This is a genomic window from Collinsella sp. OM04-5 (assembly GCF_003439125.1).
Classification (GTDB): domain Bacteria; phylum Actinomycetota; class Coriobacteriia; order Coriobacteriales; family Coriobacteriaceae; genus Collinsella.
The window spans coordinates 136,957-163,414 of sequence record NZ_QSUU01000003.1; the positions used below are offsets into that span (position 1 = coordinate 136,957).

The window sequence follows — 26,458 nt, forward strand, 5'->3', positions numbered from 1 at the left end:
GCCCGCTACCAGCAGGTTTATAAAACGCCAGAGGTCCCTGTCTCCACAATTGGCCTAGAAAAGGCGCTCAGTCTGCAGAAAGTTTCCGCAAAAGCTCACACGATGCAGCGGACAAAGTCCATGTTTGCGAATCGCCTCGATGTGCTCGGGACTTGCGTAGCCCTTCGACTCGGCCAAATGATACTCGGGGTACTCGGCGTCGTACTCGACCATCATCTCGTCACGCGTGACCTTGGCCATGATGGACGCCGCAGCGATACAGGCGATTTTGGCATCGCCCTTCACCACGTCGCGCTCGTTGGGAACGGCGCCCAAGGGGTTACCGTCCATAAGCACGCAATCGGGCTCGAGCCCCGTATCGGCCACGGCGCCCGCGACGGCAGCGCGGATGGCGCGGGCCATGCCCATATCGTCGATATCGGCAGGCGCGATATGGCAAAAACCAATCGCCGTCGCGACCTCGGCAATCTTCACCGAGAGCAGCTCGCGGCGCGCCGGCGTGAGCTTTTTGGAATCGTTGATGCCCCAGACGCGCGGCTCCATGGGAAGGCACACGGCGCACACCGTCAAAGGACCGGCCACCGAGCCGCGACCCACCTCGTCGACACCCACGACCACGCCATCCCCACCGAGCTCGTGCATCAGCTCGTACATACCGTTGACGCGCTCGCGCTCGGCAAGTTCCTTGGCATGGCGCTTAAGGGCGCGCTCGCAAGCCTTGATCACTTGCTGGCGCGGATCCTCGCGATAATGCTCCACGAGGGCGGGGATCTCCTCAAACGTGGCGCTCGCCAGCTCGCCGGCAACCTGCGATGCCGAAACCGAGCTCGTCATGTTGGCCATATCGGGGCCTCCTTGTATGCAAATCAAATAAAAAGAAGGGCCACCCGAAGGTGACCCTTTTGTCCAAACGAGTGGACAGACGCTGCGATCTTCTTAGCGCTTCTCAGGGATGCGAGCAGCCTTGCCCACCTTGTCGCGGAGGTAGTACAGCTTGGCGCGACGGACGCGACCATGACGGACGACCTCGAGCTTGGCGATCTTGGGGCTGTGAAGCGGGAAGGTACGCTCAACACCGACACCGAAGGAAATCTTGCGGACGGTGAAGGTCTCACGGGCACCGGCGCCGGCCATGCGGATGACGTCACCCTGGAAGACCTGGATGCGCTCGCGGTCGCCTTCCTTAATGCGGTAGTGAACCTTGACGTTGTCGGCGACGCGGACCTGCGGGATGTCCTCGCGGATCTGCTGACGCTCGATTGCGCGGATGTAATCCATGTGCAATTCCTTACTCTTCTAGAGGTGCCGTACCACCTTGGCCGGCACGTAGTTGAACAAACGTATTCGAGTATACACGCCACGACCTTGGCTGCAAGAACTATTTTGCCCGTGCGCAAAAAGACAAAAACACGCACCCTTTCTGCACTTATGCGCCGTCCGCAGCATCAGTCGTCGGGGTCGTCACGGTCGTTCCGGGCGCGATGTAGCCGTATTCGAGCAGCACTGAAAGCGCATGCTGCTTCCAGGTGGCAAGCTCCTCGTCATTATAGTTGTCATGGACCCATTCATTCATCGCGTCCTCGGCGTCTTGGGGCACCAGATCCTGGCTGTCCGCCATCAGGTACAGGATGCCTAAGATGTCGAAGTCCTTCTTGGTCATCTCTTCCTTGTTTGATGTGCTGATGAGGCCGTGATCGATGCCGTAGCGGCAGATATCGGTCAAAACGGTAACGAGGCCCGTAGGAATCGGCGAGGCATCCTTCGCGGCAGTGGGCGCGGTGTCGTCAGTCGCTGCAGCGGCATTGTCGCTCGCGGGAGCAGACTCAACCGCGTTTGTATCAGAAGCGGCCTGCTCTCCCTGGGCAGGAGCCGTACTATCCGTCGTTGCCGAAGAATCCCCCGTGGAGGCGGACGTAACGCTCACCGGCGTCTCGACCACGGTCGTCATCGGGTCGACCGGTGCGGGTGCGGCGATGACCTCGGCCCAATCGGAATACACGCCGTCAATAAAGGCGCGAACATGGAAGGTGTCCGGTTGCGAGATGGTCATCGTGCCGTCTGTCGCGACCGAAATGCCCTTGCTCTCGAGCTCCTGAGCCTCCCAGCTGCAGACTCTATCGACTTCCTTGCCCGTCGTGTCATAGACCGTAGCCGTCAGGCCTTCGATGCCGTTAAGGTTCTCCTCGACGCCGACGACGGTCTGCGCCGAGCCCTCGAGCTTGATGCTGCCGTTAAACGACTCGGGCGCCACGTCACTTACCTTATATTTGTAGGCCGCGGCGTCGATCTCGTCATTGGTCGAGACGTGCCCGTTCACATCCACGTAGGCGTCCTCGGGGATAAAGTACTTTACGTAGGCGGTGCCGGCCTTTTTACCCACCACGACCTGCTCGTGGGTGACAGGGTCGGTCTGGATCTCGATGACGTCGGACTTGCATTCCTTGCCCTTTTTATCGACCACGCGCCAGTCGCCCGACGACTTCACAAAGCCGTAGTAATCAACATCGTCCTCGTCCCTTGCACGCACGCGATAGGAAGAGATGGGGTCTTCGTCTCCAACCGTAAGCCTTCGGGTCTTATCGGTCTGCAGCGACACGAGAATCTTGGAGATGGGCTTAATGGGCTGCGGCGTGCCCAACTGCGTATCGACCGTCACCGACTCAAACGACAGATTGGAACCCGTAATGGACATGGGATAGGTCGCGGCCATGTCATTGAGCACGTTGCACGTGCGCGGGGCGCCGCCGTTGCGCGAGGGCACCTCGCGATCGGCCAGGACCGAATTCCAATCGATGGCGCGCACCATGTGGTTGTTGGTGCGATACGACCAACTCGTCACGTTTCCGGCGGTGGTATCGTACCCGTCGTCGCCACGATGGGCGATTGAGCGCAGGAACAGGTTCTGCACGGCGTCGGTCGACTGATCGCCAAAGGTGGTGTAGAACGAGCGCTGGTCATAACCGGCGGTATGGAACTCCTGCACGGCGGCGTTGTCATCGTAGCACTCGCCGTTCATATTAAAGATGATCACGTCGAACGTCACGCCCACCGGCTGGTCATAGTCCTCGGACAGCGTCGTGGTAGAACTCGTTTGCTTGCTATTGACCTGCGTGTGCGCCGGGATCGTCATATTGACGGTGACAGACTGGTTGTCCGTTGTGGTAATCGACTGTTCCTCGGTCTTGCTCGCCTCCCACAACTGGGACATCGTGGTTTCGGCCGAAAACGAAGTCTCGATCTCCTCGCTCGCTGTTGCGGGCACGCCCAGTGACTCCTTGAGGCTCACCGATGCGCCCCACGAGCCGCCTTTGGAATACGATGCGGATTCAGAAGTGCTCGTGCCGACCGTCTCCTCGGTACCGCGGGCGAGCGTGATGCTCTGCGAGGCGTCCTCATAGCCGACGTTAAGAGCCGAGGTAACGAGATCCTGCTCAGTCTTAGAATCGACAAAGGAATAGCCCGGCGCGTCCTCGGGCGCACAGTTAAGCTTGTTCACGCTGTTGAGCTGCTGAACTCTAAAGTTATAGAACGCGATGCCAAAGCCATTGAAATCGTACTGGTAGGTGCCGCCGAGCTTGTCCACGCACGCGATGGTGGCATAGATGACGTCCTGCTCAGTCGTGTCTTTCGACAGTCCGTCGAGCGGCACGTATTTACGGAAATCGGAGCCCTCCAGCTTGTGACCGATACAGCCGGCGATATCGTCGGTCAAGCGCTCGTAGACCGCATTGAGGCTTTTTGCAGATGTCAGACCACTCTGCTTCGATTTGTCGGCACCATCGGAATGCTCACCGTTGCCGCCCGAAAGCGCATCATAGAGATAGATGTAGTGACCCTTACCGAAATCCTTCTCAAAGCCCTTGCCGGCGTGGTCCCAGTACAAAAAGTCCCCGGAGTCGTCGCCTCCACCATAGCCAAGGATGTTATAGGCTAGCGATGCCCAGTTGGGCAGCACCTTTTTGACGGCGGCCGTGTAGAACGAGACGTTGTCGTACATCGAGGTACGGCCCTCGAGCTTGCCGTCATCGATATCTACAAACGTGCAGTCGCGATCGTTGACTGTAATGGTGAGCGGGTTGACCACATCGCCATAGAGCTCGTCGCGCGAATCATCCTGAAGGGCGAAACCGGCTGTCGGCATCCCGCAAAGCGCCGTGACCGCAACGACCACCCAGCACAGGGTCATCTGTGCTCCCCGACGCGCTCGTTGCAAATACCTGGTGAGGTTTTTCATCGCAGTCCTCCCGTCAGTTGACAATGTATTGAATCAACGTAAAACGCCGCCGCGTCCACAGGGGTCGCGACGGCGCGAAGGGGGGCGAAAAAGGCGCAAATGGAACGCGACTCGGTTAAGCGGAACGCTTCGCCTCGAGCTTGGCCTGAGCGGCAGCCAGGCGCGCGAGGGGTACGCGATAGGGCGAGCAGGACACATAGTCCACATCGGCCACGTTAAACAGGCCCTTGATGGACTTGGGGTCGCCGCCGTGCTCGCCGCACACGCCAAAGTGCATGTCGGGGTTGGTGGCCCGACCCTTCTCGACAGCCATGCGCACGAGCTCCAGCACCGCCGTATCGATGGTCTCGAAGGGGTTATCCTTCAGAATCTTCTTGTGCATGTACAGCGGGATGAACTTGGCCTCCGCATCGTCTCGAGAGAAGCCGAAGGTCGTCTGCGTGAGGTCGTTGGTGCCAAAGCAGAAGAAGTCGGCGTGCTGCGCGATCTCGTCGGCAACCATGCAGGCACGCGGCAGCTCGAGCATCGTGCCCACGGGAATATTGAGCTCGACGCCCTCCTCGGCGGAAACCTCGGCGATCACGCGCTCGATGACTTCACGAGTCTGAACGTGCTCGGCCGTAATGGAAACGAGCGGAACCATGATCTCGGGGCGCGGGTCGACGCCCTCCTTGATAAGTCGAGCAGCAGCCGTGGCCACGGCGCGAACCTGCATGAGCGGCAGATCGCTAAAGACGACGGACAGGCGCACACCGCGCAGGCCGAGCATGGGGTTCGACTCGACTATGCCGTCGATACGGCGCAGGCGGGCACGCAGGGCGGCAAGCTCTTCCTCGCTGGCGCCAGCGGCTTCCTTCTTGGTGATGGCAACCTCAAGCTCACGCGGATTATCCAGGAACTCGTGCAGCGGCGGATCGAGCAGGCGAACGACCACATCGCGACCGGACATGGTCTTGAACATCGCCAAGAAGTCCTCGGTCTGAACCTTGAGCAGATCGGCCAGGGCCTGCTGCTTCACGGCCTCATCGTCAGAAAGGATAAAGCTCTGGATGATGTTCTTGCGATCGCCCAGGAACATGTGCTCGGTGCGGCACAGGCCGATGGCCTCGGCGCCAAACTCGAGCGCGAGCTCGGCATCCTCGGGGTTGTCGGCGTTGACGCGCACGTGGTTGGCGTGGCCGTCAGTCTCGTCCAGGCGGATCTCGTCGGCCCAAGACAGGATGGTGTCCAGGTCGCCGGTGAGCTCAGCGGAAACCAAATCGACAGCGCCATCAACGACAATGCCTTGGGTTCCGTCGATGGAGATGATGTCGCCCTCGTGCAGCACGCGATCGCTGCCCTCGATACGCACGACCTTCTCGGCCGAGTCGATATGGAAACGCTCGACACCGCAGACGCAGGGGGTACCCATGCCACGGGCGATAACGGCGGCATGGCTCGTCTTACCACCGTGGCTCGTCAAGATACCCTCGGCGGCGACCATACCCTTCAGGTCGTCGGGGTTGGTCTCCCAGCGGACCAGAATGACCTTGTGACCCTCGGAGGAACGTGCGACGGCGTCGTCACTCGAGAACACGACCTCGCCCACAGCGGCACCGGGACTGGCGTTAAGGCCACATGCGAGCGCCTCGTACTTCTTGGAGGAGTCGAACTGCGGGTGCAGGAGCTGGTCGAGCTGCGCGGGGTCGATGCGGCTCACGGCCTCCTCACGGGTGATGAGGCCTTCTCCGACCATCTCGATAGCGATGCGCAGGGCGGCGGTTGCGGTACGCTTGCCCACGCGGGTCTGGAGCATCCAGAGCTTACCCTGTTCGATGGTGAACTCGATATCGCACATGTCGCGGTAGTGATCCTCGAGCGTCAGGAAGACACGCTCAAGCTCCTCACCCGCGGACTCGAGGCCCGGGGTGGTCTTGAGGTCGGCGATGGGCTCGGTGTTACGGATACCGGCGACGACGTCCTCGCCCTGAGCGTTGACCAGAAAGTCACCGTAGAACTCCTTGGTGCCGTCGGCCGGATTGCGCGTAAAGGCAACACCGGTCGCCGAGGTCTCGCCCTTATTGCCAAAGGCCATAGCCTGGACGTTGACGGCGGTGCCAAGGTCATCGGAAATGCCGTGCTGTCTGCGGTAGATGCAGGCGCGCTCGTTCATCCAACTGCCAAAGACGGCCTGGATAGCGAGGCGCAGCTGGAGCTCCGGATCGTGTGGGAAGACGGGTTTGCCGTCTGCGACCTCGAGGTCGGGGTACAGGGCGGCCTCGACGTTGTCGGAGAAAATGCCCTTGAACGTCTCGACGAGCTCCTGCAGATCCTCGGCCGAAAGCTCGGAGTCGACGCGAACGCCGGCGACCAGGCGTGCCTGGGTCAGGGCGTTCTCGAACAGGTCGGCGTCAACACCCATGACGACGTTGGAGAACATCTGGATAAAGCGACGATAGCTGTCCCAGGCAAAGTGCGGGTTCTGCGTCTGGGCGATAAGGCCCTGGACGGAATCGTCGTTGAGGCCCAGGTTGAGGACTGTGTCCATCATGCCGGGCATGGAGAACGGAGCACCCGAGCGTACCGAGACGAGCAGTGGGTCACGGGCGTCGCCAAGCTTCTTGCCGCAGCGGGCCTCGAGGTCGACCTCGGCGGCAACGATCTCATCGAGCGCGCCCTCCGGCCACACGTTGCCGGCACCAGAGTACTCAACGCAGGTCTGGCAGGTAATGGTAAAGCCACCGGGAACCGGCAGGCCGATACGGCTCATCTCGGCAAGGTTCGCGCCTTTGCCGCCAAGCACGAAGTTCATGGACTTGTCGCCCTCGGTGACACAAGTGCCCTGGGCATCGGTTCCAAAACGGTAAACCCTCTTGCAATCGCTCACGATAATTCCCCTTCCATGCGCTCTCGCGCACGACCGTGGTAACGAATCGACCCGCCGGATGCGGGCCGTGAGGGAACTATACGGCGGGATTTGAACGGGCTTGAGCAGAGGATGCGCGGTTTGGTAAACGTGCTAAAACCTGCGGTAAACGGTAGGTAAAGGTGGTTGCCTTATGAAGATACCACTACAATAAATTAGCAGGTCAAATGTAGGTTTCTTGCTAAATCGCTTTACCAAAACCAGTCAATTTGAGACGGGGCATTTTAATCACCGTCCCAGAAAAATCATCCCAGAAAGGACTACTGCTGTTGAGCGCGGCGGGCGGCACGGCGGGCTCTTGCCTCTTGAATCTCTTCGAGGTGAGCGATGATCTCGGAGGCACTCTCCTCGATCGCCTTGCCGTCGGTGCGAACCACAAAGCAACCCAGACGTTTCATGAGGGCGCGAGCCTCCTCGAGCTCACTGCGTACACTCTCGGGCTCGGCATAGGAGCCCGCAACGGCACGGGCATAGTCGTCGCCCAGGCGGCTATCGCGAATCTCGGAAATCACATCGACGGTCGAAATCAGACCGAAAAGACGCATCGGATCGACCTCGTAAATCGACTTGGGCGGCTCCATACCGTGCGCCAGCGGAACATTGGCGACCTTATAGCCCTGATAGGCCAAATACATCGACAGCGGCGTCTTGGATGTGCGCGACACGCCCAGCAGCACAATATCGGCACCCGACAGATCGTCGCAGCCACGTCCGTCATCGTGCTCGACAAAGTACTCCATGGCCTCGATACGGTGGAAATAGCGATCGTCGGTCTTGTGAATCACGCCCGCAACGCCCTTGGGCGGCATACCGATGAGGGACGACAGCACCGCGAGCGACGGCCCGATCAGGTCGACCGAGCGAATATGCAGCATGCCCAAGTAGTCGAGCACGCGAGCACGAAGCCCCGGGTCGACGATGGTATGGAACACGGCGACATCGCGATGGTCGGCATCGACTCGCGGGCCCACAAACGACTTGACCTGCTCCACCGAGGTCACCTTAGGCAGACGTAAAACACGAAAAGCCCCTTCATCAAATTGCCCGGACGCCGCAAGCACCACCTCACAAGCGGTATCACCGAGCGAGTCGGAGATAACGATAACGGTGGGACGAGCGGTGACCGGGCAATCCATGCGGGGCTCCTTTTACGCTTATGCGCAGGCTAGCTTACTTTTTGCGGGCAAGCTCACCAATGTTGGCAATGCCGGAGAAAACGGCCTCGAAGCGGTTGAGCAGCTTAAGGCGATTATCGCGAAGCTGTTCGTCCTTGTCCATGACCATAACCTCGTCAAAGAAACGGTCGATGGGGGCACGCAGGGCGGCCAGAGCGGCAAACGCGGCAGGGTAATCCTCGGCAGCAAGGGCGGCTTCGACAGCGGTCTGAGCGGACTCGGAGGCGTCGGCAAGCGCAAGCTCGACCTCGCCCATCAGGCTGCGGTCGTACTCCACACCCAGCTCGGGCTTGGAGATATGCGCGGCTCGGGCGTAGGCAGTCGCCAGGTTGTCGAAGGTCTCGGCGTCGTTCTTGCGGGCCTCGTCGAGGGCGGCGCAGCGGGCGAAGAAGACCGACGGGGCAATGATGTGCACCGCGGATACGGCGGCGACGGTATCGGCCGGGGTCTTCTCGTCGCGGGCCATGCTCACCAGACGGCCGTGGAAGAAGTCGCGAACCTGCTGGGCGACCGCGGCGGCGTCGAACTCAATGCCCTGCTCGCTGTAGAGCTCGAGTGCAAAGTCGATGAGCGACGTGGGGTCGATCGGCAGACGATCGCGCAGGATGTTGATGATGCCGATGGCGGCGCGACGCAGCGCGTACGGGTCGGAAGAGCCGGTCGGGGGCTCGCCGATGGAAAAAATACCGGCAATGGTATCGAGTTTGTCGGCGCAGGCCACGATGCAGCCAGCGGTGCCCTCGGGCAGCTCGTCGCCGGCAAAGCGGGGACGATAGTGATCGCGAATGGCGTGGGCGACCTCGTCGTTCTCCCCCATCGCGGAGGCATAATAACCGCCCATCACGCCCTGCTGGCTCGTGAACTCGACGACGGCGTTGGACACCAGGTCGGCCTTGCACAGATGTGCGGCGCGGCCGGCATCAGCGGCCAGATGGGCACCCAGGTGAGCCTCGCGGGCAATAGCGAGCGCGAGCTGCTCAATACGCTCGGACTTGGCAAGCACGCTGCCGAGCTTCTCCTGGAAGGCGACCTTGGCCAGGCGCTCACGGAACTCGTCGAGGGAAATCTTCAGATCCTCCTCGTAGAAGAACTTGGCGTCGTCCAGACGGGCGCGCACGACGCGCTCGTTGCCGTCAATCACGCGCTCGGCATTCTCGGGCTTGCTGTTGGAGACGATTACGAACTCACGCGTCAGCTTGCCCTCGCCGTCATAAATCGGGAAGTAGCGCTGGTTGGTGAGCATAGACTCGCAGATGATCTCGTGCGGGACCTTGAGGAACTCCTCATCGAAGGTACCGACGAGCACCGTCGGCCACTCGCAGAGGTTGATGACCTCCTCAAAGACCTTCTTGGGCGTATCGACGTGGCAGCCGGGGCGCGCAGCCTCGACCTCGGCAATACCGGCAAGGATGGCCTCGCGACGGCGCTCGGCAGAAAGCACGCCGGCGTCCTCGAGCACCTGCTCGTAAACAGCGGGGCTGGCGACCACATGGTCACCGGGGCCCAGGACGCGATGGCCGCGCGTGGTGTTGCCGCTCGTCACGTCGGCAAACGACACGGGCACGACGTCCTCGCCCAAAAGGCAGCAGATCCAGCGGACCGGACGCACGAACGTGGCGTGCTCGTGGCCCCAGCGCTGAGAACGGTAGTTGGGCCACTGCAGGCCGGCGACGGTCTTCTCGCACAGGGCCGTCAGGATCGGGGTGGCCGGAGCGGAAGGAATGTTCTTCTCGGCAAAGACGTACTCACGGCCGTCGGTGTCCTCGCGACGGACCAGGTCCTCGGCAGCCACACCGCACTTGTGGGCGAAGCCCTGGGCGGCCTTGGTGGCGTTACCGTCAGCATCGAAGGCGATGTTGGCCGCGGGGCCACGCTTGACCTCATGGACCTCATCGGTCGCAGTGGCGACGTTGGCCACGAGCGCAGCCAGACGACGCGGGCTCGAGATCACGCGGACCTCGCCATGGGCCAGACCGGCCTCGTCGAGGCCCTTGGCAATCATTGTGCCGAGCTGCTTGACGGCATTATTCAGCGGTGCGGAGGGCATTTCCTCCGTACCGATTTCAAACAGGAAATCCTTAGCGTCTGCCATGGCTTACGCCACCTCGCCTTCCTGGTCGGCATTCTCGTTGACTCCGGCGACCTCGGCCATATAGGCCTCGCAGCACGCCTTGGCGACGGCGCGGACGCGCAGGATGTAGTTGGCACGCTCGACCGCGGACAGCGCGCCGCGGGCATCGAGCAGATTGAAGGCATGGCTGCACTTCATGACGCAGTCGTATGCGGGCAGCGGCAGCTTGCGCTCAAGGCAGGAGTGGCACTCGGCCTCGTAGTCGTCAAACTTCTGACGCATCATCTCGACGTTGGCGACCTCAAAGTTGTAAGCGCTGAACTCGCGCTCGTTCTCCAGGAACACGTCGCCGTAGGTCATGGGCGTGCCGTCGGGCAGGTAGCTCCACACCAGGTCGTAGACCGAGTTGACGCCCTGGGCGTACATGGCGATACGCTCCAGGCCATAGGTGATCTCGACGGGCACGGGGTCGACCTCGATGCCGCCCACCTGCTGGAAGTACGTAAACTGCGTGACCTCCATGCCGTTGAGCCAGACCTCCCAGCCAAGGCCCCAGGCACCGAGCGTCGGGCTCTCCCAGTCGTCCTCGACAAAGCGGACGTCATGGTCGTTGGGGTCCAGGCCAATGGCGGCCAGCGAACCCAGGTAGAGCTCCTGGGCGTTGACCGGCGAGGGCTTGATGAGCACCTGGAACTGATAGTAGTGCTGCATGCGGTTGGGGTTCTCGCCGTAGCGGCCGTCGGCGGGACGGCGGCAGGGCTGCGCATAGCAGGTGCGCCACTCGGCGGGACCGAGCGAGCGCAGCGTGGTCGCGGTATGGAAGGTACCGGCACCGACCTCGGAGTCATAGGGCTGCATAATGACGCAGCCCTGCTCGCCCCAGTACTGCTGGAGGCGCAGGATGATGTCTTGGAAGGAAAGCGATGAAGCGTTCATGCCTCTAATATCCCCTCGTCGAAACGATTACACGGTTAGGTACTGTACTATAGCGGTTTTTAGTCGATAGCGCCGATACGGTTGAGCGGCCAATAGCGCACAAGTGCAACGGCTATCAAGTCGGAGCGGTCGACCGGGCCAAAGTAGCGGGAGTCGGCAGAGTTCTCGCGGTTGTCGCCCATCACCCACACACAGTCGTCAGGGACGGTGTAGGGATAGCTCACCTGAGCGCCGGGGGCTTGGACCGAAAGCGGCCAGCTCATGCCGGTCGTATAGTCTTCGTCGAGCGCCTGGCCGTCGACGACAACCTTGCCGTCCTGCAGGTCGACCGTCTGACCGGCCGTAGCGATGACGCGCTTTACCAGCACGTCATGCTCGGACGTGGCATCGGGGTTGTGGAACACCACGATATCGCCTTGCTTGACGGGCTGCCCAAGCTCGAGCGTCACCTTCTGCGCCAGGATCTGGTCGCCAATCTCGATCGTGGACTCCATGGAACCGGTAGGCACCACAAAGGGTTCGACCACAAACGAGCGAATCAAAAAGGTGGCGACCAGTGCGATCGCGACGACCACGATCCACTCAAACGCACCCTTTAGCACGGAATGCTGCGATGGAACCATTCTCACTCCTCGCTCTGTGAATACGAAGCGTCCAGGATCTCCTGCGCGTACGCGCGCTCCTCTACCGTAAGTCGTGCCGTCTCGATAAGATCGGGACGCCAACGACAGGTACGCTCGATGGCGTTTTTGCGACGCCAGGCATCGACCTTGGCATGGTCGCCGCTTACGAGCACTGGAGGCACGCCCTCGCCATTGAACTCGGCGGGGCGGGTGTACTGCGCGTACTCGAGCAGGCCACCGTCCTCGGCGGTCGAGAAAGACTCGTCCACGTTGCTCATCTCGTCGCCCAAGGCTCCGGGAATGAGCCGTACGACGGCATCGGCCACGACCATAGCGGGCAGCTCGCCGCCTGTGAGCACGTAGTCGCCGATCGACAGACGCTCATCGGCATACGCATATGCGCGCTCGTCGACGCCCTCGTAACGGCTGCACACAAACAGCAGGCGCTCGCTTTTGAGCAGGCGCTCGGCCACATGCTGCGTAAAGGGCTCCCCGCAGGGGGTGAAGAACACCACGGTGGGCTTGGGACCCTCGGAGCTGATGGCCTCGATTGCCTCGGCAATGGGCTCGACCTTCATGAGCATGCCCTGCCCGCCGCCATACGGCTCGTCATCGACAGTGCGATGGCGATCGTGCGTCCAGTCACGCAGGTTATACGCCTTAAAATCAAAAAGGCCGGCCTTGCGGGCGCGGCCCAAAATCGACGTGGACATGACGGGCTCAAACATCTCGGGAAAGACCGAAAGGGTCTCTATCAGCATGCTGTCCTCCCTACTTGTCCATATCGATCAAGCCGTCCATAACGTGGACGAAAATTGTTCCTGTGTCGGGAAAATCGAGCACAACCTGCTCGATCACGGGAATCAGCACCTCGCCGTACCGATCGCCCTCGACAACCCAAACATCGTTGGCGGGCGTCGACATGATCTCGACAATCGTACCGAGCGAGCCAAAGCGCTCATCGACCACCTCGCGACCCATAAGGTCGGTATAGGCGGCGTCGAGCGAATCGAGCTCGAAGTCGTCACGATTGGCCAGCACATAGCATCCGGTGATGCCCTCAGCGGCCGTCAAGTCATCTATGCCCTCAAACGAGACCAGATCGCCATCGCCCGTATCGGTGACGGACACGACCGTGCAAAAACGGTCGCGCTTGAGCGCCGGCGGCGTCAAGGCGACACGCATACCCGGCTCCAATACAGAAGGAAGCCCCCGCAGCGGCTGCGCGAGGACCTCCCCCTTCCTTCCGTGCGGCTTGACCACACGGGCGATGTTTTTGTACTGGGACCTCAAGGTCCTAGCCCAGAACCTCTACCTCGACAGCTGTGTCGAGGCGAGCGGCCAGTGCACGGGCGAGCGTGCGAATGGCCTTGATGGTACGGCCACGACGGCCGATGACCTTAGCGACGTCATCCTCGGCAACCGAAACCTCAATCGTAGAGGCGTCGTCACCATCGATGACCTCGAGGCTCACGGAATCCGGGTCGTCGACGATCTGAACAACGAGATATTCGACGAGATCGGCGATGCGATCTGAGAGCATTGCCTCACCCTCGAGCTGTGCAGCGTCAACCTCAGGCACGATTTACTCCTCGGCGCCCTCAGCGGCCTCAGCGGCAGCCTTAGCGGCCTCGGCCTCTTTGGCGAGCTGCTTCTTGGACTTCTTGACGACGGTCTCGGTCTTCTCGCCCTCGTTAGCGGCCTTGACCAGAGCGGCGACGGCGTCGGTGAGCTGAGCGCCCTTGGACTGCCAGTCAGCAATCTTCTCGAGGTCGAGGTTGATGGTCTTGGGGGCGGTCATCGGGTTGTAGCGGCCAACCTCCTCGATGATACGACCGTCACGCGGGGCGCGGGAATCGGCGACGACGACACGGTAGTACGGACGCTTCTTAGCGCCGTGACGAGCAAGGCGAATCTTGACTGCCAAAGGAAACTCCTCCAACCAAGCAGCTTTAGGCTGCAACTACAAACAAACAGTTGAACATAATACGCCATCGACGCGGGCAGGTGAAGTCCGTGAGACCAACTTCTTCGGTGTAGTCGAGGGCAAATCCATATCTTAGACAAGAATTCGCGATTTGCAAGCACATACACGCACCCCACATGAGCTGCGCGGTATACTCATGACATGGAAAGACGCGAACATACATACGGTTATGAGGATGCTGCGGGCGTCACGCCGCCGCCCTGGACGGGTCCGGCGGTGGGCCTGATGGACCTCGATGCATTTTTTGCGAGCGTGGAGATGCTCGATCATCCCGAATGGCGCGGCAAACCGCTCATCGTGGGCGGAGACGCCGAATCACGCGGCGTCGTGTCCACGTGCTCGTACGAGGCACGTCGCTTTGGTGTGCATTCTGCCATGGCCTCGGCCGAGGCGCGGCGTCTGTGCCCACAGGCCATTTGGACGCATGGGCATTTCGATCGCTACCACGAGGTCAGCGCGCAGGTCATGGCGATTCTCGCCGACGAGACCCCGCGCGTTGAGCGCGTATCCATCGACGAGGCCTTTATCGATATCACGCCGGGCCGCTTTGCGCCCGAAGACCCGCTACTGGTTGCGCGGCGTATAAGCGACCGCGTGGCAGCGCTGGGAGTGACCTGCTCCATTGGCGTGGGCTGCAACAAGACGGTCGCAAAGATCGCAAGCGAACGGGACAAGCCGTTTGGGCTGACCATCGTGCGCCCCGGAACCGAGCAGCGCTTTTTGGCCGCGCTGCCGGTATCTGCCATGAGCGGAATCGGGCGTTCAGCCGAGGAGCGACTGCGTCGCATGCGCGTCTATACGCTCGGCGAGCTTTCACGCGCGCCAGAGTCCACCCTGGCTGCAATCTTTGGCGTGAATGGCGAGCGCATGCGTCAACGTGCTTTGGGGCTCGAAGTATCCGAGGTCACCAGCCTGGAAGAGGAACGTGAAGTTAAATCAGTGAGCAATGAGCGCACCTTTGCGAAGGATTTGACTGAGCGTGGGGATATCGAGGCGGCGATCGCGCTGCTCGGCGAGTCGGTTGGGCGGCGCCTGCGCCGTCAGGGGCTGACAGGCGGAACCGTAACGCTCAAGCTCAAGTATTCCTATGGCAGCGGACGCACGGCACAGCGCCGCTTGCCCCACCCCACCGACGACGAGAATATCTTTGTGGCCGTAGCGCTCGAGCTGCTCGACAATATCTGGCAAGAAGGCATGCACGTGCGTCTGGCGGGTATCGGCATGAGCGATTTCAACCACCAAGGCGGTATCCAAACCGACCTGTTCTGCAAGATCGATGACCGCGGAGCGCAATCCAGCGACCGCCGCGACCTCTCCGTCGCTATCGACGCCGTCCGGGACAAATTCGGCGACACCGCCCTATCCTTCGGCCGCCAATCCCGCTTCTCCCCCCAATGATTTGCGTTTTGGGCAAAAAGAAAGCCGGGCAGCTGCAGGTAGTGCAACTGCCCGGCGAACGGTAGAGGGTGGCTCTAGAGAAGCCCTGCCCAAATAAGGTCCTAAAGGAGATTGAGGGGGAGCTGGGGAGCGTCGCCCCAGAGCTTCTCGAGGCGGTAGTAGTCGCGGGCCTCAGGGGTGAAGACGTGGACGACAACCGAGCCGTAATCCATGAGCATCCAGGTCTTCTGCTCGCGGCCCTCGATGGAGAACGGGTGCTCACCGCAGGCCTCGGCAACCTTCTCCTCGATCTCGTCGACGATAGAATCGACCTGACGGTTGTTGGTACCGGTGGCGATCACAAAGTAATCGCACACGTCGGAGAGCTCGGTCAGATCGAGCACCTGCACGTCCTCGCCCTTCTTGTCGTAGGCGGCCTGCGCGGCGGCGCGGGCGACATCCTCGGCGGCGACACCGCTCGCGGACAGCGAGGCAGCGGTGCGGTCGGACGTGGCAACGAAGCTCTTGTGCTCCACACCTTCAAGAATCTGCTCGTCGGTCATGGTCTCATCGGCCATGGAATACCTCTTTCTAGACACACCCGAGCTAGCGCAGCTGGGCGTAATGGTTGTAAATCGTAATAGCCGTGGGATAAAGATAGCGCCCGGACTGGATCACGTAGACCAGACCCTGCGCAAAACAGGAGAAGAACAACTCGTCAAGCGTCGACTCCCCCACCATCTTGCGCAGCGCGATGGCATAATCACCATGGCGGTTGGGCTCGATGGCATCGGCCACAAAGACCACCATATCGAGCGGCGTCATGTCGCAGGCGCCAACGGTGTGACGGTCGACAGCCTGGAAAACAGCAGGCGACAACTCGGGGAAAAGCTGCGGAAGCTCATAGGCGGCAACAGGACCATGCAAAAGCGGCGTCGCGGCGGAAGGAGAGCCGGCAATCTTAATGCCGTAATGCAGAGCGCGCGTAACCAGCTCGTCGTCGGAGAGCACTTTGTCCCAGTCGTGGATCAGACCGGCAGCAGCGGCATCAAAGCGGTCAACGCCGTAGACCTCGGCCAGATGAAGTGCGGTCTCGGCAACACCCAGCGAATGCACATAGCGCTTGCGCTTATCCTTCATTCGAACATCGAGCAGCTCTTGAATGCGCTTGAGCAGCGCGCGCTCATCGCCTTCAAACTGATCCTCTACCGACAACGTAGACCCCCATCACTCAAAATCTTCTTGACCCAGATCGGTATACAGCCCGCGTTTGCGAATATAGCCGAGCACGGACTCGCTCGTAAGATAGCGCACGCTCATGCCACGGGCAACTCGCTTGCGAATGTTGGTCGAGCTAATCGCCAGCGCCGGAATCTGGATATAACGCACGTCAAACGGCAGGCCCGACTCTTTGATTCGCGCGCGAGCAGTATCGATATCAAAGCCCGGTCGCGTCGCCGCAATAAACGTGGCAAGCTCGGCGATTCGGTCGGCATCATGCCAGGTCACAATATCGATAATCGCGTCGGCGCCCGTAATAAAGTAGAGCTTTACCTGAGGCGGGTAAAAGTCGCGAAGGGCATGAAGCGTATCGGCCGTATAGGTCACGCCCGGACGGTCGATCTCGAATCGGCTCGCCAAAAAAGCCGGATTCGCAGCGGTGGCGAGGACCGTCATGGCATAACGATCCTCGGCAGGCGTCACCGGTTTGTCGAGCTTAAAGGCGGGAGAGCCGGCCGGCATAAAGAGCACGGCGTCCAAGTCGAGCGACTCGCGCGCCTGCTCGGCGGTAACCAAGTGCCCGTAATGAATCGGGTCGAAGGTGCCACCCATAATGCCAAGCCGAAACTCCTGCCCATCCTTGATAGGCAGCTCAGGCAGACCAATTCCACCGCGCAGCGACATAGCTTACTCGCCCTCCGGGGTCTCGACATCGTCCGCGACGTCCGCCGCATCGACAACCTCGACGCCCTCGTCCGCACCATCGGCTACGTCAAAGACCTCAACGGAAACGCCCTCGCCTTCGTCCTCAAGCCCCTCCTCGTACTCCGAGAAGTCCTCGGCGCCCTCAAAGTCAAAGGCGCGCTGGCAAATGCGGACCTCGTCGCCCGCACGGCAGCCGGCCTTCTCGAGCGCGTCGTCAACACCCATGCGCGCAAACTTATGCTGCAGGTAGATGACAGCTTCCTCGTTTTCCCAGTCAGTCTGGATGACCATGCGCTCGATGGCGCGACCGACCACGCGGAAGGCATGGGGCTCTTCTTGAACAATGCGGAAACGCTTCTCACGCTGCAGGCGACGGCGCTCCCACTCATCGTCGCGCAGATCAACCGGCTCATCGGAGACAGCCAACTCGGCACGCAGCTTAGCCACCTGCTCGCCCACGGCAAGCATCAGCGTGTTGAGGCCAGCGCCCGTCACGGCGGACACAGCAAAGAACATATGCCCATCGTCGAGCGCAGCGCGTTTGAGGTCGGCAATCTTGTCAGCCGTGCCCGGCGCGTCGCACTTGTTGGCGACGACGATCTGCGGGCGCTCCGAAAGCTCGGCGCCATACTGCTCGAGCTCGCGGTTGATGATGCGATAGTCCTCGACCGGATCGCGATCCTCAAAACCGCCCGTCATATCGACGACATGCATGATGAGTGCCGTGCGCTCGATGTGGCGCAGGAACTGATGGCCCAGACCCTTGCCTTCGCTCGCACCCTCAATGAGGCCGGGGACGTCGGCAACGACATAGGAGTACTCGCCGGCACGCACCATACCCAGGTTGGGCACGAGCGTGGTAAACGGATAGTCGGCGATCTTGGGTCGAGCGGCACTCATGCGCGCGATAAGCGAGGACTTACCCACCGAGGGGAAGCCAACGAGCGCGGCATCGGCCATGAGCTTCATCTCGAGCTCAATCCAGTGCTCCTCGGCCGGCTCACCAAGCTGGGCGAACGCGGGCGCGCGGCGCACCGACGTCACAAAGTGCGTATTCCCCAGACCGCCGGCGCCGCCGGGTGCTACGACGACGCGCTCACCGTCGTGAACCAAGTCGGCAATCTCGAACATCGGGGTCTGCGTCTCGGGGTCGAGCTCGCGCACCACGGTGCCCATGGGAACCTTCAAGATAAGGTCCTCGCCGCTCTTTCCGTTGCGGCGGGCGCCCTGACCGTGCGTTCCGCGCTCGGCACGAAAATGATGCTTAAAGCGGTAATCGATCAGTGAAGACAGCTGAGCATCGGCCTGGATGACGACATTGCCGCCACGACCGCCGTCGCCGCCATCGGGGCCACCCTTGGGGACAAAGGCCTCGCGCCTAAACGACATGCATCCGGCACCGCCGTCGCCGCCGCACACGTTAATGCGGCTGATATCGGTGAACTGTGACAACAGAATCGCCTCCTACAAAAAGAGGGAGACCCTTGAATCCTAAAACTCAAGTGCCTCCCACATATGTGCTCTATGAAGGGTGAATTACGCGTTCGCGAGCGGGCGTACGCTGACCCTGTGCTTGATACCCTTGTGGAACTCAACGGTACCGTCGACCAGCGCGAACAGCGTGTCGTCCTTGCCACGGCCAACGTTCTCACCCGGGTGGATGTGCGTGCCGTGCTGACGGACGAGAATCGTGCCCGTGGTTACCGTCTGGCCGGCATAGCGCTTCGTGCCAAGGCGCTGACCGCGGGAGTCACGGCCATTACGGGAGGAACCGAGTCCTTTTTTGTGTGCCATTGTGTATACCTACTCTTTCGTTACGAGTGTAATCTACTCGGCGACGGGAGCCTCGGCAACAGCCTCGGCCTCTGCCTTGACAGCCTTCTTGGCGCGGGACGTAGCCTGGACCTTCACGATCTTCAGCTTGGTGAGCTGCTGACGGTGACCCTTCAGACGACGATAGCGCTTACGCTTGTGGAACTTGAAGACCAGCTGCTTCTCGCCCTTGAACTGCTCAACGATCTGAGCGGTAACCTTGGCCTTGGCCAGCTTGTCGGGATCGGTGACGATCTTCTTACCATCGTTGAGGAAGATGACCGGCAGGGTGACCTTGTCGCCCTCATTGCCCTCGATCTTCTCGACGGTGATGACATCGTCGGTGGCGACCTTGTACTGCTTGCCGCCCGTGTTAACGATTGCGTACATGTTTACTTGCCCTTCATGCATCAGTTAGTGCAACAGCCGAATATAGTAGCAGGCGATAATACCCCCGTCAACGAGTATGTGGAGCAAATCCACAAGTTCGCACAGGTATGGGGCTGACGAGTCGGCCCTCGTCGTCCTCGCATGCTTGATTCTGACGCTCGACATCGTAGGAGCAGATGGTCACGAGGTCTTGCATACCGGTGGAAACAATAGGTGCATCGACGCCCGGGGTCAAGCCCTGCAACAAAACATCAGCAGCAGAAAGCAAAATCTCCGGACGCATGGAGCCCTCGTTGTCGGCATGGGTGTCGAGCATGAGCACCAGATGGTCCTCACACTCCCCCGCCGTGAGCTCATAGCCAACGAGCGTATGGTCCAGATCAAGTCGCTTGCTCTTTTTGCCGCGTGCATAGTCAATGCCATGACCCGCGCGCAGCGTGTCGATCGCAGCTCGCACCTCGTCGGCGCTCACGGGAGCCTCTGGGTCCAGATGCAAGTCGATGCGGTATGACAGACGCGTAAGCTGAGCCGTCAGCGCCGGCGTGCGCACGTCGATGTAGGCAGCCTCGATGGGCGCCAGATCGGCAGGCGATGCAGCGGCCAGGCGTTCAAAGGCCTCGTCGAGCGCGACGAACTCGGTCATAAACAGGTCATACCACTCGCAGGTCGACGACGTGCCCACGGGCAGCGCCGACGAAAAGCCCACGCGCATATGCGGCGAGAAACCCTGCGTCACGGCATAGGGCAGGCCCGCACGGCGCACGATGCGCTCAATGGTATGAATTAGTTCCAGGTGGCCCAGGTACTTAAGGCGATCACGCTTGCCGTAGCGAACGCGCAGCCTAAAGAGCGTGGGATTGTCGGTCAAGCGCTCACTCATGCGCGATCACCCATCAATACATTCTTGGCGTGGAGCGTGGGACAGATTCCGCAGCCGGTGCACGACGTGCGGGTGCAATCGGGCGTCGTGACGCCCTCGAGCGAACGGCGATACTCGCGCTCGAGGAAACCGCGCGAGCAGCCGGGGCTCACGTGCTCCCAGGGCAGACGCCAGTCCAGCTCATAGGGCAGGTGCACCAGCTCGTTGAGGTCGATGCCGTTTTTGGCAGCGGCCTCCTTCCAGTTGTCGAGCGAGAAGTGCTCCACCCAGGCGTCGAAGCGCGAGCCCGCACGCCAGGCATCGATGATGACCGGCGTCATATCGCGACCGGCACGGGAGAGCGCGGCCTCGATGAGCGAGGTCTCGGCATCGTGGTAATGCACGCGGACGGCACGGTTGCGAACGCTCGTGATAAGCAGCTTCTGGCGACGCTTGACGTCGTCGTAGTCGAGCTGCGGGCACCACTGGAACGGCGTAGCAGCCTTGGGGATAAAGACCGAAACCGAGATAGACACCGAGATAGACCCGCGGCGCGCCTTGGGCACCACGGAGCGGCCGAGCTCCAACACGTGATCGGCCAGGCTGGCGATAGCCACGATGTCCTCGTCGCGCTCGCCGGGAAGGCCCATCATGAAGTAGAGCTTCATGCGGTTCCAGCCGGCCTCGAAGGCTGCCTTGGCCGCGCGATCCAAGTCCTCCTCGGTCACGTTCTTGTTGATGATGTCGCGCATACGCTGGCTGCCCGCCTCGGGCGCGAACGTCAGGCCGCCCTTCTTTTCGCCGGCGACCGACTCGGCCATATCCACGCCAAACGAATCCAGGCGCTGCGAGGGAATGGACACGCGAATGCCCGTGTCTTCCAGACGGCGGTTAAGGCGACCGAGCACATCGCGGATGCAGGAGTGGTCGGTCGTCGAAAGCGAGGTGAGCGACACCTCGTCATAGCCAGTCTTTTCCAAGCCCTGGATTACCGATGACACGATCTGGTCGGCCGAGCGCTCGCGTACCGGACGATACGTCATGCCTGCCTGGCAAAAACGACAGCCGCGGGCGCAGCCACGCAAGATCTCGATAGACAGGCGATCGTGGACGAGCTGCGCATACGGCACGCACGACTGAGAAAGCGGATTGGTGGCACCAAAGTCCTCGACGACGCGCTTGTAGACTACCGGCGGGACGTCCTTACCCTCGCGCGGCACGGTGTAGCCATGCGGCGAGCAGGGCTCGTCATGACGTACCTCATACAGGGATGGCACATAGGTGCCGGCGACCGTCGCGAGCTGCTCGACAATCTGAGCGCGCGAGACGCCCTCGTCGCGCAAGCGGCGATGCAGCTGGCAGATCTCGAGCAGCGACTCCTCGCCCTCGCCAATGAGGATGGCATCGAAGAATGCCGCGTACGGCTCGGGGTTATACACCGAGGGACCACCGGCGACGATGATGGGATCGTCCTCGGTACGGTCAGCAGCCAACAGCGGAATGCCAGCGAGATCGAGCGCTTCGAGGAAGTTCGTCACGGCCATCTCGTGCGGCACGTGCATGCCGACGATGTCGAACGAGGCCACGGGCGCTGCACCCTCGAGCGACAGCAGCGGAATCCCCGCCTCGCGCATGGCATCGCCCATATCGGGCCACGGCACGTAGCCTCGCTCGCAGGAAATGCCCTCGGCCTGATTAAGGATGTTGTAGAGAATGGCGATGCCCTGGTTGGGCAGACCGACCTCATACACGTCCGGATAGATCATGCAGCAGCGATAGTCGGCATCGGCCTTTGAGAGCGTGCCCCACTCGTGGTCGATATAGCGACTCGGCTTTTCGACCTTGGCGAGCAACGGCTCAATCAGATGAAAACAATCTTGGTACGGAACGCGCAAAAGAAACCCCTAAGCAGCGAGATCGGATGCATCTTGGTAGGACGCCATAGGACGGGTGGCACCGGCGACCGTGGTCACCAGGTCGCGAACGCGCGAGAACGTGGCGGCAGCGACCTCGTTGGCACGGCTGTAGTCCACATCGCGCTCGTAGAGCGACACGAGCGCGCGGCCCATGCCATAGGTACCCGCGGCGGCGGTAAGCGCCTTAACGACAAAGCCGATGTGCGGCGTCTGCTTCACCAATGCGCGGGTGACGGCGCGAATCACCAGACCGCCGGCGAGCACGCCTGCGACCTCGTAGCCGCGCTCGGGCTTTATGCCGCGCCCAAAGATGGCCGCGAGCTCAAAGAGCATACCCACCTGCGCCAGCGCCATCACGGGATAGTCGGCACCCGGCAAAAACACCAGGGCGCCCGTCGCCATGTTAGTAAGCGCGCACGAGGTAATGATGCGATTTGCCGCCGCGATGCGCATAAAGGCAAAGTTGGCGGCAAAAGCCGTCTCCTTGTCCGTACGATCGAGAATCCAGCGGGCAAGCGTCTCGAGCAGATAGGTCTTATCGGTCGCCGCCACCACGCCGTGCATGGGCGTAGATTCCTCAACGAACGGCACCTCAACAGCGGACTCGGCAAGCACGCACACGGGCGCGCCGGCAATCACGAGCTCCTGCACAGCGCCCTCCAGGCGGTCGGATCCGCACGAGAGGACCAACACCACGTCGGTATCGGCCTTGGGAACGATACGGTCCTCCCCCAGGCGATCAACACGCACAATGCCCGAAGTCGTCTGCGGCACAAAGGCATCGCGCACCGTCTCGACCAAAAAGCGAGACGCAGTCGAATCAAGGTAAACCGAGACACGCACCGGTGTATCGGAATCCTTCTTAACAGACGCGCCCATCTTAAAAGCGCTGGTCAACTTATCTACGGGAATCTTCATGGCAAACCCCTCCAGCGGTTACGCGGCGCCCGAACGATGCCGCCATACGGATTGTACGATACCCACCGTCAGCAACTGAATCATCATCGACGACGAACCAAAACTAATAAACGGCAGCGGAATACCGGTAATCGGCATCATGCCAATGCACATGCCAATGTTCTCGAAGGTCTGGAACGCCCACATGCCGACGATACCCACGCACGATAGGCGCAAGAACAGCGACTCGCACTTAAAGGCAACGCGGATCGTCGAGAAGATCAGCAGCACGTAGAGGCACAGGAGCAAAAAGGAACCGCAGAAGCCGAACGTCTCGGACAGGAAGGCGAAGACGAAGTCGGTGTGGAACTCGGGTAGAAAGCCGCCGGCCGACTGCGTCGCGTGGCCCAGGCCCTTACCAAAGAAGCCACCCGAGCCGACGGCAATGAGCGACTGCTGAAGGTTGTAGGCATCATCCGAATTGGCATTGTCGGGGTCGATGAAGACCGTCAGACGGTTCATCTGATACTGCTTGATGAGCACATCGTGGCCGAGCAACGAATCAAAGACCGAATCGAGTGCCAAGATGAGCGCAATCAAACCAACCAGCAGGGCCAAGGTCGACAGTACCCATTCGCGGCGTGCACCGCTCATGCAGATGACAATGGCACCCGAGACCAGCACGACCAGGCCCGAGCCCAAGTCGCCCATGGCGACGACGGCCAAAAACGGGATGGACAGTATACCGCAGAGCTTGACGTAGTCGCGAACGGTATCGATGCGGCCGTTGTATTGCGAGCCAAGCGTGGCGATAAAGAAGATGGTGATGAGCTTGGCGAGCTCAACGGGTTGGAAGGTCAGGCCGATACCGGGAATCTTGATCCAGCCCGTCATGCCCAGACCGCCTGTATAGGACAGACCCGGAATCTTGGGCGAGAAGATAACGATCAGGTCGATGACGAGCAACGCCGTCGAGAAATTGGAAATACCGCGCAGGTCGGTACGCCAGACCAGCACCGCCAGCACCGCCCCGATGCCAATTCCCAGAAGATGACGTGAGAACGAGGCATCGGCCTTAAACTGCGAAGCCGACCAGATAATGATGGCACCGTAGGCGACGAGCGCCACTGTAGCCACGAGCACACCGATATGCACCTTTTGGCGAAACGTGCCGCGCGAGGCCGAAAGTTGCTTGTTGACGCGGTCCAGGCTGCTGCGAGAGCCGGTCTTGGTTGAACGGAACAGATCCGCCGGAGAAAAATCCATCGCAACCTCCTATCGAACCGAAGAATCGCCCGAGGCCGAAGAGGTATCGGGCTCGTCATAAATCACGCCGAGCACGTCGCGCACGACATGCATCGCGGTATCTGAGCCACCGCCGCCCTGCTCCAGGACAGTAGCGATGACATACTTGGGATCATCGGCCGGTGCATAGGCGCAAAACCACGCGTATTCGTCCTCGCCGCTTTTCTCGCCCGTGCCCGACTTGCCGTATACCTGCGGCGTCAGGGTGCCAAAGTGAGCCGCCAGGGACGTCGATGCCGTGTAAATCACGTCGTGCATGCCGTTGCGAACAAGAGCCAAATCCGAATCGCTGTTGATCTTGGCCTCCAGGCGCTTCTTCTTGCCCTTGCCGTTGTACTTATAGGCATCGCCGTCGCCATCGCGCGACACGGCAGACAAAAACACGTGAGGCACGTACTGTTTGCCGCCGTTGGCAAGACCCATATAGGCGCACGCCATCTGCAGGGGCGTCACCAGGATGTCGCCCTGGCCGATGGCAATGTTGGTCATATCGCCGGCATTCCACTTGCGGTCCTCGGCAGAGGCGTCGGTAAAGTACGACTCTTTCCACTCGGCATCGGGAATACGGCCCGCGCCCTCACTCGGCAGATCGATACCGCAGGTCTTGCCTAGCCCCCAGCGACGAAAGACCTCCTGCAGGCCCTCGGAATGTTGCTCGTCATAAAAGAAGGCCTTGCCCATGTCGTAGAAGACGGGGTCGCACGAGTTGGCGATACCCGACTGCAGCGTCATGGTGCCGTGGCCAGACGTCAGCCAGCAGCGCTTGCCCCAAGCCTTGCCCAGGCCCGTCCAATAGCCCGTGCAGTTGGTTGTCTGCGTTGAAGTGTAGGTTCCAAACTCAAGACCGGCCAGTGCCGAGAGCGGCTTGATGGTCGAGGCCGACATGTACTGTCCGCTAATGGCGCGGTTGAGCAGCGGGTGCGAACCCTTGTCATCATTGAGCTCGGTCCACACGTCATTTGAGACGCCGCCGATAAAGACGGACGGATCGAACTTGGGCTCGCTCGCCATGCCCAGGATCTCGCCATTGTTGGGATCGAGACACACCACAGCGCCGTTGCCGGCATTGCTGTAGCCAGTGGTCTTGGCAAGCTCGATGGCGCTCGCCAGCGCCGTCTCACAGGCCTGTTGGATCTTAAGATCGAGCGTGAGCTTAATGTCGGAGCCGGCCTTGGCGGGCACGGCGCCGGCCTGACCGGTCACATTGCCCGAGGCATCGACCTTGACGGTCTGCTCGCCACGAATACCCTGCAGCAGGTTTTCGTAGTAGCTCTCAACACCCGCCTGGCCCACGATATCGCCCGACTGGTACGTAATCCGGCCAGCAGAAGCATCATCATCACCAGAGGTTTTCTTATTCTGGGCCTCGAGCTGCTCGGAGGTAATGGTGCCGGTATAGCCCAAGATATGGCATGCCGTCTCGCCATATGGATACTGGCGCTCGGTACGCTCGGCAATCTTGACGCCCGGGAACTCGCCGGCGTGCTCCTGAATATAGGCAACCGTGGAGCGACGGACGTCCGTCGCGATGGTATGCAGGCTCTGAGCGCCCTCGGAATTGTCCTGAATATTGCGCAGCACCACCACGTAGGGCATACCGAGCACGTTGGCAAGATGGCGAACCAGAACCTCATCCTCGGCAAGGTCGCGGTAGGCCACGACAGCAAGTGAGGGACGGTTCTGGACAAGCGCCACGCCATTGCGGTCGAGGATGCGGCCGCGCACAGCGGGTGTGGTAACGGTGCGCGTCTGATTGCTATTAGCCTGCTTTTCGTAATAGTCCGACGAGACCATCTGCATGCCCCACAGCTTGACGGCAAGCGCCGCGAACATCGCGCCCACACCCGTGGTGAGGATGGAGAAGCGGCCCTTAAAGGCGGTCGCCGCGGTATTGCCCTCGCCCTCGGTGGCGCGCGGGGCCGTCCCATGCTGCGTATCGTAGGTAAAACGAGAATCGCCGCGACGCATAATGACCAGTGCGACCACGATGGCCACAACCAGCACGATACCGGCGATAATAACCGTCATCTGGGAAGACATCTACG

At 61.0% G+C, this 26,458-nt stretch carries 24 protein-coding genes; 1 reads left to right on the plus strand and 23 read right to left on the minus strand.

Translation table 11 applies throughout. The annotated features are described in order from the left end of the window. Positions 1–54: 54 nt before the first annotated feature. From DXB53_RS02890 to rpsP, 12 genes are all read right to left on the minus strand, one after another. Positions 55–843 (minus strand): ribonuclease HII, encoded by a 789-nt coding sequence (locus tag DXB53_RS02890; RefSeq protein ID WP_117583230.1) that lies wholly within the window; start codon positions 841–843, stop codon positions 55–57. Between the two features lie 93 nt (positions 844–936). Then, positions 937–1,278, minus strand: a complete 342-nt coding sequence (gene rplS / locus DXB53_RS02895; protein WP_117583231.1) for a 50S ribosomal protein L19 — start codon at positions 1,276–1,278, stop codon at positions 937–939. 148 nt (positions 1,279–1,426) lie between these two features. Next, the gene (locus tag DXB53_RS02900; RefSeq protein ID WP_117583232.1) at positions 1,427–4,186 is read right to left on the minus strand and encodes a hypothetical protein; all 2,760 of its coding nucleotides are present in this window, start codon (positions 4,184–4,186) and stop codon (positions 1,427–1,429) included. 163 nt (positions 4,187–4,349) lie between these two features. After that, positions 4,350–7,100 (minus strand): pyruvate, phosphate dikinase, encoded by a 2,751-nt coding sequence (gene ppdK, locus DXB53_RS02905; protein WP_117583233.1) that lies wholly within the window; start codon positions 7,098–7,100, stop codon positions 4,350–4,352. Between the two features lie 299 nt (positions 7,101–7,399). Continuing rightward, positions 7,400–8,275: a pyruvate, water dikinase regulatory protein gene (locus tag DXB53_RS02910; protein WP_117583234.1), complete on the minus strand. Its 876-nt coding sequence runs from the start codon at positions 8,273–8,275 to the stop codon at positions 7,400–7,402. A 34-nt stretch (positions 8,276–8,309) separates the two neighbouring features. Then, complete coding sequence (glyS, locus tag DXB53_RS02915) at positions 8,310–10,406, minus strand: glycine--tRNA ligase subunit beta (RefSeq protein ID WP_117583235.1); 2,097 nt, start codon at positions 10,404–10,406, stop codon at positions 8,310–8,312. 3 nt (positions 10,407–10,409) lie between these two features. Next, on the minus strand, positions 10,410–11,321 hold the full coding sequence (locus DXB53_RS02920; RefSeq protein ID WP_006236091.1) for a glycine--tRNA ligase subunit alpha: 912 nt from the start codon (positions 11,319–11,321) through the stop codon (positions 10,410–10,412). Positions 11,322–11,380: 59 nt separating this feature from the next. After that, positions 11,381–11,944, minus strand: a complete 564-nt coding sequence (lepB, locus tag DXB53_RS02925) for a signal peptidase I (RefSeq protein ID WP_117583236.1) — start codon at positions 11,942–11,944, stop codon at positions 11,381–11,383. 2 nt (positions 11,945–11,946) lie between these two features. Further along, a complete protein-coding gene (gene trmD, locus DXB53_RS02930; protein WP_117583237.1) occupies positions 11,947–12,705 on the minus strand; it encodes a tRNA (guanosine(37)-N1)-methyltransferase TrmD in 759 nt (252 codons plus the stop codon). Between the two features lie 10 nt (positions 12,706–12,715). Then, on the minus strand, positions 12,716–13,207 hold the full coding sequence (gene rimM, locus DXB53_RS02935) for a ribosome maturation factor RimM (protein ID WP_233503789.1): 492 nt from the start codon (positions 13,205–13,207) through the stop codon (positions 12,716–12,718). A gap of 34 nt (positions 13,208–13,241) precedes the next feature. Continuing rightward, a complete protein-coding gene (locus DXB53_RS02940) occupies positions 13,242–13,487 on the minus strand; it encodes a KH domain-containing protein (protein WP_171021534.1) in 246 nt (81 codons plus the stop codon). A 42-nt stretch (positions 13,488–13,529) separates the two neighbouring features. Then, on the minus strand, positions 13,530–13,871 hold the full coding sequence (gene rpsP, locus DXB53_RS02945; protein WP_022094749.1) for a 30S ribosomal protein S16: 342 nt from the start codon (positions 13,869–13,871) through the stop codon (positions 13,530–13,532). A 201-nt stretch (positions 13,872–14,072) separates the two neighbouring features. On the opposite strand from rpsP, the gene dinB reads away from it, so the two are divergent. Beyond that, positions 14,073–15,329: a DNA polymerase IV gene (gene dinB / locus DXB53_RS02950; protein WP_117583239.1), complete on the plus strand. Its 1,257-nt coding sequence runs from the start codon at positions 14,073–14,075 to the stop codon at positions 15,327–15,329. Between the two features lie 101 nt (positions 15,330–15,430). On the opposite strand, the gene rsfS is transcribed toward dinB, so the two are convergent. The 11 genes from rsfS to mrdA all read right to left on the minus strand — a co-directional run bounded on the left by rsfS (position 15,431) and on the right by mrdA (position 26,453). Then, positions 15,431–15,886 (minus strand): ribosome silencing factor, encoded by a 456-nt coding sequence (rsfS, locus tag DXB53_RS02955; protein ID WP_117583240.1) that lies wholly within the window; start codon positions 15,884–15,886, stop codon positions 15,431–15,433. A 28-nt stretch (positions 15,887–15,914) separates the two neighbouring features. Next, on the minus strand, positions 15,915–16,448 hold the full coding sequence (gene yqeK / locus DXB53_RS02960) for a bis(5'-nucleosyl)-tetraphosphatase (symmetrical) YqeK (protein WP_199409670.1): 534 nt from the start codon (positions 16,446–16,448) through the stop codon (positions 15,915–15,917). An 87-nt stretch (positions 16,449–16,535) separates the two neighbouring features. Beyond that, positions 16,536–17,213 (minus strand): nicotinate-nucleotide adenylyltransferase, encoded by a 678-nt coding sequence (nadD, locus tag DXB53_RS02965; protein WP_117583242.1) that lies wholly within the window; start codon positions 17,211–17,213, stop codon positions 16,536–16,538. Positions 17,214–17,216: 3 nt separating this feature from the next. Continuing rightward, entirely contained in the window at positions 17,217–18,686 is a 1,470-nt protein-coding gene (gene obgE / locus DXB53_RS02970) for a GTPase ObgE (protein ID WP_199409669.1), read from the minus strand. 84 nt (positions 18,687–18,770) lie between these two features. Next, the gene (gene rpmA, locus DXB53_RS02975) at positions 18,771–19,028 is read right to left on the minus strand and encodes a 50S ribosomal protein L27 (protein WP_006236075.1); all 258 of its coding nucleotides are present in this window, start codon (positions 19,026–19,028) and stop codon (positions 18,771–18,773) included. A gap of 33 nt (positions 19,029–19,061) precedes the next feature. After that, the gene (rplU, locus tag DXB53_RS02980) at positions 19,062–19,436 is read right to left on the minus strand and encodes a 50S ribosomal protein L21 (RefSeq protein ID WP_035138585.1); all 375 of its coding nucleotides are present in this window, start codon (positions 19,434–19,436) and stop codon (positions 19,062–19,064) included. A gap of 67 nt (positions 19,437–19,503) precedes the next feature. After that, positions 19,504–20,316: a TIGR03936 family radical SAM-associated protein gene (locus tag DXB53_RS02985; protein ID WP_117583244.1), complete on the minus strand. Its 813-nt coding sequence runs from the start codon at positions 20,314–20,316 to the stop codon at positions 19,504–19,506. Beyond that, complete coding sequence (locus DXB53_RS02990) at positions 20,313–22,190, minus strand: TIGR03960 family B12-binding radical SAM protein (protein ID WP_117583245.1); 1,878 nt, start codon at positions 22,188–22,190, stop codon at positions 20,313–20,315. Before DXB53_RS02990 ends, DXB53_RS02985 begins: the two co-directional genes overlap by 4 nt. 9 nt (positions 22,191–22,199) lie before the next feature. After that, entirely contained in the window at positions 22,200–23,129 is a 930-nt protein-coding gene (locus tag DXB53_RS02995) for a YcjF family protein (RefSeq protein WP_117583246.1), read from the minus strand. 18 nt (positions 23,130–23,147) lie between these two features. Further along, positions 23,148–24,374 carry an FtsW/RodA/SpoVE family cell cycle protein gene (locus DXB53_RS03000; protein ID WP_117583247.1) on the minus strand — a complete coding sequence of 409 codons (1,227 nt, stop codon included), beginning with the start codon at positions 24,372–24,374 and terminating at the stop codon, positions 23,148–23,150. A 9-nt stretch (positions 24,375–24,383) separates the two neighbouring features. Next, positions 24,384–26,453: a penicillin-binding protein 2 gene (gene mrdA / locus DXB53_RS03005; RefSeq protein ID WP_117583248.1), complete on the minus strand. Its 2,070-nt coding sequence runs from the start codon at positions 26,451–26,453 to the stop codon at positions 24,384–24,386. Positions 26,454–26,458 lie beyond the last annotated feature (5 nt).

Bases quoted from the DNA above. Each gene is read 5' to 3' on its own strand.
- DXB53_RS02890 (WP_117583230.1), bottom strand. From the start codon at position 843: ATGGCCAACATGACGAGCTCGGTTTCGGCATCGCAGGTTGCCGGCGAG.
- rplS (WP_117583231.1), bottom strand. From the start codon at position 1,278: ATGGATTACATCCGCGCAATCGAGCGTCAGCAGATCCGCGAGGACATC.
- DXB53_RS02900 (WP_117583232.1), bottom strand. From the start codon at position 4,186: ATGACCCTGTGCTGGGTGGTCGTTGCGGTCACGGCGCTTTGCGGGATG.
- DXB53_RS02910 (WP_117583234.1), bottom strand. From the start codon at position 8,275: ATGGATTGCCCGGTCACCGCTCGTCCCACCGTTATCGTTATCTCCGAC.
- glyS (WP_117583235.1), bottom strand. From the start codon at position 10,406: ATGGCAGACGCTAAGGATTTCCTGTTTGAAATCGGTACGGAGGAAATG.
- DXB53_RS02920 (WP_006236091.1), bottom strand. From the start codon at position 11,321: ATGAACGCTTCATCGCTTTCCTTCCAAGACATCATCCTGCGCCTCCAG.
- lepB (WP_117583236.1), bottom strand. From the start codon at position 11,944: ATGGTTCCATCGCAGCATTCCGTGCTAAAGGGTGCGTTTGAGTGGATC.
- trmD (WP_117583237.1), bottom strand. From the start codon at position 12,705: ATGCTGATAGAGACCCTTTCGGTCTTTCCCGAGATGTTTGAGCCCGTC.
- DXB53_RS02940 (WP_171021534.1), bottom strand. From the start codon at position 13,487: ATGCTCTCAGATCGCATCGCCGATCTCGTCGAATATCTCGTTGTTCAG.
- dinB (WP_117583239.1), top strand. From the start codon at position 14,073: ATGGAAAGACGCGAACATACATACGGTTATGAGGATGCTGCGGGCGTC.
- rsfS (WP_117583240.1), bottom strand. From the start codon at position 15,886: ATGGCCGATGAGACCATGACCGACGAGCAGATTCTTGAAGGTGTGGAG.
- yqeK (WP_199409670.1), bottom strand. From the start codon at position 16,448: ATGAAGGATAAGCGCAAGCGCTATGTGCATTCGCTGGGTGTTGCCGAG.
- nadD (WP_117583242.1), bottom strand. From the start codon at position 17,213: ATGTCGCTGCGCGGTGGAATTGGTCTGCCTGAGCTGCCTATCAAGGAT.
- rpmA (WP_006236075.1), bottom strand. From the start codon at position 19,028: ATGGCACACAAAAAAGGACTCGGTTCCTCCCGTAATGGCCGTGACTCC.
- rplU (WP_035138585.1), bottom strand. From the start codon at position 19,436: ATGTACGCAATCGTTAACACGGGCGGCAAGCAGTACAAGGTCGCCACC.
- DXB53_RS02985 (WP_117583244.1), bottom strand. From the start codon at position 20,316: ATGAGTGAGCGCTTGACCGACAATCCCACGCTCTTTAGGCTGCGCGTT.
- DXB53_RS02995 (WP_117583246.1), bottom strand. From the start codon at position 23,129: ATGAAGATTCCCGTAGATAAGTTGACCAGCGCTTTTAAGATGGGCGCG.
- DXB53_RS03000 (WP_117583247.1), bottom strand. From the start codon at position 24,374: ATGGATTTTTCTCCGGCGGATCTGTTCCGTTCAACCAAGACCGGCTCT.
- mrdA (WP_117583248.1), bottom strand. From the start codon at position 26,453: ATGTCTTCCCAGATGACGGTTATTATCGCCGGTATCGTGCTGGTTGTG.